This is a genomic window from Methylobacterium sp. CCH7-A2, from assembly GCF_001557075.1.
Lineage (GTDB): Bacteria > Pseudomonadota > Alphaproteobacteria > Rhizobiales > Beijerinckiaceae > Allobosea > Allobosea massiliensis.
The window spans coordinates 1-240 of sequence record NZ_LSKN01000078.1; the positions used below are offsets into that span (position 1 = coordinate 1).

General features: G+C 63.3%; 1 protein-coding gene. It reads right to left on the minus strand.

The features are described 5' to 3' along the window. Positions 1–136: alpha/beta hydrolase (locus AX750_RS26795; RefSeq protein ID WP_197432797.1), on the minus strand; the 136-nt coding region annotated here is incomplete at its 3' end. Between the last annotated feature and the right edge of the window lie 104 nt (positions 137–240).

Consider the following 240-nt stretch of genomic DNA (forward strand, 5'->3'; position numbering starts at 1 on the left):
GGAAGAACATCATCTGGTTGTCCCAGTCATCGGCCGAGAGCGGCCAGCCGTGATGAAACACGATCGGTGTCGCTTCGCGGGCACCCCAGTCCTTGTAGAAGATCTCGGTTCCGTCGCTGGTTTGGACGAAGCTCATGGCGGGTTTCCTTGGTGAGCGAGGACCTGCAAGATGAATCAGGGCTTTGGCTGAAGGCTCAGGCGGTCGCCCTTGCCGGCGCCGCCCGGTACCGGGCGGCCGGC